Genomic DNA, 6,877 nt, shown 5'->3' on the forward strand with positions numbered 1-6,877 from the left:
TAGGGGTAAAGCTTGGTTGTAGTAGTCTAGGGCTTTCTGCTTTTCTCCCAGTGAGTCATTAATTCTGCCCATACCCAGCAGGGTGAGGGCTTCGTTGCCTTTATCCCCAGCGGCGCGATAGAGTTGGCGGGCAGCTTCCCACTTTGCTAAAGCTGCTCGCAATGATTCTGCTGTTCCTTGCCGAAACAGTTGTAAGCCTTCTTCCAACAGTCTATCTGCTTCTGAGTTGCTGCTATTTTGGGCGATGATGGTGCTTTGATGGGGTAAGAAACTCGGTTTATTCAGTTTAGTGGGTTGGCGCTCAGATATGGTGAGAAGAAACCCGGTTTCTAAGGGTTTGGGGGTGGCTATTACGGACTCCGATAGGAACGCCACACCGATGATTCCTGATAGTGAAACGCCTTTGAGGAAAGCGAAAACTAATTTGTGATGATTTGTTTTTCCTTTCATTTTTTTACCCTTTACCATGATTGGCATTAACATTATCCTACTAATCCAGAATTTTACCCTAACCATTGGGCTGAAGATTCCTCAGTTTCTCGATTAGTTTCATTCACTGCACTAATTCTCTTAACGCATTTTATCAATATTTCAATACTTTAGTGCAGCGCTCGTAGTCAGGATCAAGCGTGCTTAACACGATGAGGTTTTGAGGCACTAAAGTGCCTACTACAAACAGATGTTACCCCATACATCTGTTTAGCCAGTGGCGGTGTGTTATGCTGGAACGATCGCTTTTTCAAGATTGATAATATTTCCTTCTGAATTTAAAATATAAAACCATTCCATCGGAATGATCGTTTGATTTAATATTCTGAGATGATGGCTTGACTCTTCAAGGGAAAATGTTGCGACATAAGTCACAGTTTTTGTCTCAGATGGTTTGAGGAGATTGTTTTCTCCAATGTAGCGACCCTCACCAACATAACCTAAACTTGACAGTAGTTCTTCTACTTCAGGTTCAATTATGGGCATAGTTAAGTCATCATCTGGGTAATCGACAAAAACAGCAATCTTACCTCTTGCCGGAATTTCTAATTCAGGAGAAGTCCAACCCTGTTTGTAATCCCAAACAATTGTACCTTTAGTCTTCATCTTCACCTCCTGGGAAAATACACTGCCAAATATTTTTATGAAAGTGTTGAACTGCGAGTAACTGTCGTCCCTTTGCTTCTTCTAAGCAACGTTCAACTGCTTTTTTTCTGGTTCCTGCTACAACGGATTCGGTTTGAGGCTTCCCCATACGCTGGATTTCATCTTCAGGATCTTCGAGATAGCCAAGCGGGTTATTTGTCATTATCCGCACCTTCCTGCTGCTTTTGGCGATGGCACGAAGTGCCCGCTGCGCGATCGCAAAGTGCTCGATCGATTAGTTTAGCGACTATCCAAGAAACGGATCGCTCTTCTGAGGTTGCCCACGTCTCTAAAGCGACTTTCTGTTCTTTGGGGATGTATACCGCGATCAACTCCCGCTTGCGTTTTCCACCCACGAACTCTTTTTCCTTTAATTCTACAGACATTGTATCTTCTATCTTCGATCTAACTAGGTGCTACTATATAATATAGTAGCACCTAGTATTGTTAGGGAAACTGCGATCGCAAAACTGATAACTTGCAGTAGTCGCGATAACCCGACAGTGGTTCAAACCACTGTCTAATAGCTTAAGTCAGTTAAAACTGACTGTAGGGTAATTTTAGTCTATTAAAATTACCCTACTAATCCAGAATTTTACCCTAACCATTGGGCTGAAGATTCCTCAGTTTCTCTGTTAGTTGCCAACCCTTCCATCATTTGGACAACCTCCATTTCTGGAACATCTAGTAAATAGCCATTCACCAAGAGAAAAGTTGCCATCACTGTAAAAGCTGTCCGTTTATTACCATCAATAAATGGATGGTTTTTCGCCAAACCATAACCATAAGCAGCAGCCAACTGAAATAAATCAGGTTCACTGTAAGTAAACAAATGTCTTGGTCTAGCTAAACTCGCAGCCAGTAGATTTTCATCCCTCACCCCTAAACTACCACCATGCTGCCGAATTTGATCCTGATGGATGACTTGCACAATTTCTTCAGAAATCCATAAAGGTTCATTCACTGCGCTAATTCCCTTAAGGCATTTTTATACTTTTCACTAATAACTCGATAAGCCCCCATTGCTTTGTCAAATTCAGACTCCTCAATAGTTGAGTAATTATCCGGCTGATTCTGCTGTGCCTTTTCTGTAAGAGAATGTAAAAATCTCAAGGCTTCTGCTAAGAGTTCATCAGGTAATTCTCTGGCTAAAGTAACTACTTCTTGACGCATTTCTTGATTCATCTGTCTTCCTCCTTGGAGACTACCGCCATAGTTGTACTCAGCTTGGCGGCGGATAGTTTACGGTTATAGCAAAAGTCAAAAGTTAATTATTAATACCAACCAGTAAAGCCAACTTGTGAGGCGTACTTATTGTTTTTGTGGGCTGAGGGGCAATGGCTCTTTATTCACCCAACAGATCATTTAAGACGACCACTGATAATCCCGATATATTCCGTAAGCCTGCATCATTCGTTAAAAATATTGTACAGCCTCTGTAGATGATGACTACCGTATCAACGTAGACTAAGCTAGATTCTGGTAAGGTTAGCTTTCCCATGACGCTCTTTCTTGCTGTAAATATCGATCGACTTCTTCGGGAGTTTGGAATATTTGTTGTCCAGGTGTTTCATTGAAGATGTCAATGACAGATTTTCTCGGTAGTTCGGTAAATGAGTTAGAGAGGAGACGAGAGCGCACGATGTTTTGCTCTAATGGAGAGAGGGCATAAATAGCTTGAATAAGTGATTCAACTAGTTGTCGGTTAACTGTTGTACTAGTCATAGATTTCCTCCTTCTTTTCTAGATTATAAATTATTTGATGTACTCTAAGCAATCCAATTACCCGCCCCAAAAACTTCTCAGTGTCAAGGAATACGTGATTTTTGCTCTTTAATTTCCAAGGAAGTAGTACTAGATGAATTACCTTTCGTCAACCCACCAACTTCTGATAAAACATACAATGGCCTCCCTTTCACTTCCTCATAAATACGTCCCACATATTCACCCAAAATACCGATACTCACTAACTGTACAGCACCAAGAAAGAAAACCGCGATCGCAATTGTCGCAAATCCAGTCAAAGGCGACGAAGGCGCTACAATCCGCCAGTACAAAACTAGCACCCCCATTAATACTGCTATTAATGCTGCAAGTAAGCCAACATAGGTGGAGAATCGTAAAGGTATTTTGGAAAAAGATACCAAACCATCTGCTGCTAAAGCCAGAGACTTACGGAAAGTATACTTTACCTCACCTGCAAAACGGGGATCTCGTTCATAAGGAATTGAAGTCTGACGAAAACCCACCCAAGATCGCAATCCTCTAATATAGCGATTTCTTTCTGGCATTGCATTAAGGACATCGACTACTTGTCTATCCATTAAACAAAAGTCACCTGTATCTACGGGCATATCAATATCTGCCAGATGTCGCAAAATACGATAAAATAAATAAGCTGGAAGACGCTTAAACCAACTTTCCTTACGTCGTTTAGTACGTTGAGCGTAGATTACTTGATAGCCTTCTTGCCAACTTTCGATCAGGGATGGAATTAACTCTGGTGGATCTTGTAAATCCGCATCCATCACAATAATAGCTTGACCTCGTGCAAAATTGAGACCTGCTGTCACAGCAATTTGATGGCCAAAGTTTCGGGCAAAACTGAGGTAGAAAACCCGTGCATCTTCCTGGTGAAGATCTCGCAGCAACCATAAAGTGCGATCGCGACTCCCATCATTCACTAAAATTAATTCTACGGGTTCCCCTAATCGCTCCATCATGGCACTTAACCGCCGATAGAGTTCGGGGATATTTGTTTCTTCGTTATAGACGGGGATGACTATGGAATATTTTGGTAGCGCCATTCAACTATCTAATAGTTTTTACTTTTGTCTAAATTCGAGGTTGTGGCGAGTCGCCTCTTTAATCTCATTGTAGTAACCAATAACCCTGCCGCGACTCACCCATTACTTTTCTAGAGCCTAAATACTTACCTACAAACAGTTTATCCTACCCAGTGTCCCCATGCAAATAAAATAGAGTATTGCACGAGTAATATTATGAAAAAGCCCAAAGTCACATATCCCCAACGGGGATGTTTTGATACCAACAAGCCCAGAGCCATTGATAATGATACAATACCATAAGCATAACGATTGAGAGACAAAAGAGAGCCAGTCGCCAAAATCACTCCCAAGGAACAAAAGCCATAAACAACAGCCAAGGTAGGAAGTTTAGCACGAAAATCCCACAAGAGATAACCACCGCCAAATACCATTAAAATCCTCATGGAATTCTCGCGTATTTGTGTAAAAAATCCCGCGAATATATCCCACAATTGCGGTTGCCATGGCCGCCATGATTTCTGGACATTAATTAATGCTAAAGGATCGCCGAAACGGATAGCGCAATAGAGGATAAATAAAAGTAGACCTGTGCTGGCAGCAATTGCTGTAATATAGGCGATTCGGGGTCTTTTTTCTTTCCAAGCAACTAGGAGAAACGCGGGTACGAGCGCAATTCCTGGCGCTCGACTAGCAGTCACCATTGTACCGAAAAGTGCCGCCCAACCATAGCGGCGTTTTTCAAATGCCCGTAAAGCTGCGGTAGTCACTAATAGAAAAAGTCCCTCAGTGTAAATTACACTACCGTAGAGAGAAAATGGACACCAAGCCAGTATAGCCGTTGCCCATTGAGCTGCCTTAGTACCGCAGTATTCTTCAGTCCAAGAGTAAAGTAAAAATAGCGCACCTAGTAAGGCGAAATTATTCACCAATGTCGCGGCTACTGTAAAAGGCAAGCCCAATGTCATTATCCCACGGGTGAGTAAGGGAAATAGAGGAAAAAAAGCTACCGAGTACATCTTGCCATTATTAACATATTCATAACCTATTGTGGCTATTTTTTCGTACCACTTACCATCCCAATGACAGAATAATTCCCACCCCATTTTTGGCACAAAAAAATCCTGCCCTGAGCCATTTTCAGCCACAGGAGTGAGGAGAAGTAAGGGCGCAACAATCTGGAGCGCTACGATAATTACCAGTCGGCTCAACAGCCACATTGACAGGACAAAAATTAACCCTTCCTGCCATGTTTTTTCTTTTGAGTTAAGCCATGAAGGTAGGATCTCGGTAAAATTAAGTTGTTTCATGAATCAATTCCGCTCGGGAAGCAGCTCAACAGTTGGGGAAAAATTATTTTCCCAACGTCATTAATATACCGTGTGACGGTGTAATACAAAAGCTTAATTCCCAGAAGAGGGGACAAGGGGGACAAGGGGGACAAGGGGTAAGGAGAGTTTAAACTCAAAACTCAAAACTCAAAACTCAAAACGGACTTCGTCCCGCTGCGCTAACAAAACTCTCTTCCCCACTCCCTACTCCCTTACCTACCTAACTTATTCGGAATTCCTTCACAGCCACCGGGTATAGTCTTCCGGGATTGTTCGCCGCACCAATAGCAACAATATCTGCGTTGTTCCTCATCCAATCGCTGAACCTTAGTAAAATTAGCCTTTTCAAGCACTGCACCTGTATTTGCTCCCGTGCGGTAGTTGGGTACTTCGCCACGGCTGCGAGGGGTAGCAATTTCCAGGGAACCGTAGAAGAGGCGCACACCTCTCATATCCGCACGAAATAGGATAGCTTCGTATAAAATCGTGCGTGATAGGTTTGCTCCCACTAAGTCGCAGCCAGTGAGATTAGCTCTCACCATATTGGCTTCGCTCAATTCTGTCCAGCGGAGATCGGTATTGCTTAAGTCAGAGCCTGCTAACATAACATTCAGGTCAATCACCCGAACCCCATTGAGTCTATCTTCTTGGTAGCCGCCATTCCCGTCTAAAATAGGACGACCCAGATGGCGATCGCGTTTTAGGGGTGTTAGCAAGCGAGATTGAGACAAAAATCGCAATACTTTGCCTTTCCCTGGGGGGTCTACACTAGTAAGAATAGCAGCCGTTCGTCCTTCACAAAATGCTCTTTCTTGTGGCCAATCTTCTAATAATCCTTCGTCATCCAATGCTAGATCGCAGATACCCTGAAAATAAGTATCAATGGTTTGTTGTTGAGTAATTGTATTTTGCTGGATCGTCAAATCTTTGGAAATAATATACTGTCGCCAAGCAATATAAACTGCGAGGACAGCAATCATGATTTGCCCTAATGCTCCAGTCCATTCTGCCAGAGAACCTGCCTCAAATATTTGAATGAATCCAGTAATATTAGCGAATCCAATTACGGCAGTTACCAAGCAACCAAGAGCAAGGAGTTGCGATCGCTCTTGTGGGGATAGAGACTGCTCGATTAACTTCTGTGCAGGTAACCATAGTACTGACAGTGACATGAGTAAGCAGAAGATTACTCCTGCCATTTCTATCCAAATATTATTAAGTACTAATCCCCAAATCAGGATTGCGATCGCAATTAGAGTCATGGGAGTTCGGTTGCTGCTAATATTCTTATTAACCTGTTGGCGAGTAGCCAATTGAAAAGATGACAGCGTAGACAGGTGTTGCTCTGCTGGGTTCGATTCCTCTGGCACTAAGGCAGAGGATTGACCATTTTCTGAATCTGAAATTGGCTCAATATTATCATTGGCACTATCGATAGATAAATTGGACTGAGAACGATCTTGCGGGTTTGTCATTTCTTGCAACTCAAGCAGAGAAGGGATATTTCGTAATTGGTAATTGGTAATTGCTATTTGTTTGTTATTTGTTATTTGCTCATTGCCATTTACTCATCTTCTATCTATCTAGATCTTTTGTCCTTGTTCCCTCCCCATTCCCTATTCCCCA

General features: G+C 42.5%; 11 protein-coding genes. All 11 read right to left on the bottom strand.

What is annotated here, in order from left to right:
• Nucleotides 1-450, bottom strand: a 450-nt coding sequence (locus tag NJ959_RS23595) for a tetratricopeptide repeat protein (RefSeq protein WP_254014192.1), incomplete at its 3' end; no start/stop codon positions are given.
• 267 nt (nt 451-717) lie between these two features.
• Complete coding sequence (locus NJ959_RS23600; RefSeq protein WP_254014193.1) at nt 718-1,095, bottom strand: hypothetical protein; 378 nt, start codon at nt 1,093-1,095, stop codon at nt 718-720.
• Nucleotides 1,085-1,297 (bottom strand): hypothetical protein, encoded by a 213-nt coding sequence (locus tag NJ959_RS23605; protein ID WP_254014194.1) that lies wholly within the window; start codon nt 1,295-1,297, stop codon nt 1,085-1,087. The genes NJ959_RS23600 and NJ959_RS23605 overlap by 11 nt, the downstream gene beginning before the upstream one ends.
• Nucleotides 1,287-1,520, bottom strand: a complete 234-nt coding sequence (locus tag NJ959_RS23610) for a ribbon-helix-helix domain-containing protein (protein WP_254014195.1) — start codon at nt 1,518-1,520, stop codon at nt 1,287-1,289. The genes NJ959_RS23605 and NJ959_RS23610 overlap by 11 nt, the downstream gene beginning before the upstream one ends.
• 209 nt (nt 1,521-1,729) lie before the next feature.
• Nucleotides 1,730-2,098 carry a type II toxin-antitoxin system death-on-curing family toxin gene (locus NJ959_RS23615; protein WP_254014196.1) on the bottom strand — a complete coding sequence of 123 codons (369 nt, stop codon included), beginning with the start codon at nt 2,096-2,098 and terminating at the stop codon, nt 1,730-1,732.
• Nucleotides 2,095-2,319: a hypothetical protein gene (locus NJ959_RS23620; protein ID WP_254014197.1), complete on the bottom strand. Its 225-nt coding sequence runs from the start codon at nt 2,317-2,319 to the stop codon at nt 2,095-2,097. The genes NJ959_RS23615 and NJ959_RS23620 overlap by 4 nt, the downstream gene beginning before the upstream one ends.
• 160 nt (nt 2,320-2,479) lie before the next feature.
• Nucleotides 2,480-2,635 carry a hypothetical protein gene (locus tag NJ959_RS23625; RefSeq protein ID WP_254014198.1) on the bottom strand — a complete coding sequence of 52 codons (156 nt, stop codon included), beginning with the start codon at nt 2,633-2,635 and terminating at the stop codon, nt 2,480-2,482.
• A complete protein-coding gene (locus tag NJ959_RS23630) occupies nt 2,623-2,859 on the bottom strand; it encodes a hypothetical protein (protein ID WP_254014199.1) in 237 nt (78 codons plus the stop codon). The genes NJ959_RS23625 and NJ959_RS23630 overlap by 13 nt, the downstream gene beginning before the upstream one ends.
• An 83-nt stretch (nt 2,860-2,942) precedes the next feature.
• The gene (locus NJ959_RS23635; RefSeq protein ID WP_254014200.1) at nt 2,943-3,941 is read right to left on the bottom strand and encodes a glycosyltransferase family 2 protein; all 999 of its coding nucleotides are present in this window, start codon (nt 3,939-3,941) and stop codon (nt 2,943-2,945) included.
• A 140-nt stretch (nt 3,942-4,081) separates the two neighbouring features.
• A complete protein-coding gene (locus NJ959_RS23640; RefSeq protein ID WP_254014201.1) occupies nt 4,082-5,230 on the bottom strand; it encodes a putative hexosyltransferase in 1,149 nt (382 codons plus the stop codon).
• A 233-nt stretch (nt 5,231-5,463) separates the two neighbouring features.
• Entirely contained in the window at nt 5,464-6,726 is a 1,263-nt protein-coding gene (locus NJ959_RS23645; RefSeq protein WP_254014202.1) for a pentapeptide repeat-containing protein, read from the bottom strand.
• Nucleotides 6,727-6,877 lie beyond the last annotated feature (151 nt).

Origin of the sequence: Limnofasciculus baicalensis BBK-W-15 (assembly GCF_024178385.1) — a bacterium.
GTDB classification, from domain to species: Bacteria; Cyanobacteriota; Cyanobacteriia; order Cyanobacteriales; family Coleofasciculaceae; genus Limnofasciculus; species Limnofasciculus baicalensis.

What these genes read in the sequence shown, in the direction of transcription:
- NJ959_RS23645 (WP_254014202.1), bottom strand. Translation starts at nt 6,726, where the DNA reads ATGACAAACCCGCAAGATCGTTCTCAGTCCAATTTATCTATCGATAGT.
- NJ959_RS23610 (WP_254014195.1), bottom strand. Translation starts at nt 1,520, where the DNA reads ATGTCTGTAGAATTAAAGGAAAAAGAGTTCGTGGGTGGAAAACGCAAG.
- NJ959_RS23640 (WP_254014201.1), bottom strand. Translation starts at nt 5,230, where the DNA reads ATGAAACAACTTAATTTTACCGAGATCCTACCTTCATGGCTTAACTCA.
- NJ959_RS23625 (WP_254014198.1), bottom strand. Translation starts at nt 2,635, where the DNA reads ATGGGAAAGCTAACCTTACCAGAATCTAGCTTAGTCTACGTTGATACG.
- NJ959_RS23630 (WP_254014199.1), bottom strand. Translation starts at nt 2,859, where the DNA reads ATGACTAGTACAACAGTTAACCGACAACTAGTTGAATCACTTATTCAA.
- NJ959_RS23635 (WP_254014200.1), bottom strand. Translation starts at nt 3,941, where the DNA reads ATGGCGCTACCAAAATATTCCATAGTCATCCCCGTCTATAACGAAGAA.
- NJ959_RS23620 (WP_254014197.1), bottom strand. Translation starts at nt 2,319, where the DNA reads ATGAATCAAGAAATGCGTCAAGAAGTAGTTACTTTAGCCAGAGAATTA.
- NJ959_RS23605 (WP_254014194.1), bottom strand. Translation starts at nt 1,297, where the DNA reads ATGACAAATAACCCGCTTGGCTATCTCGAAGATCCTGAAGATGAAATC.
- NJ959_RS23600 (WP_254014193.1), bottom strand. Translation starts at nt 1,095, where the DNA reads ATGAAGACTAAAGGTACAATTGTTTGGGATTACAAACAGGGTTGGACT.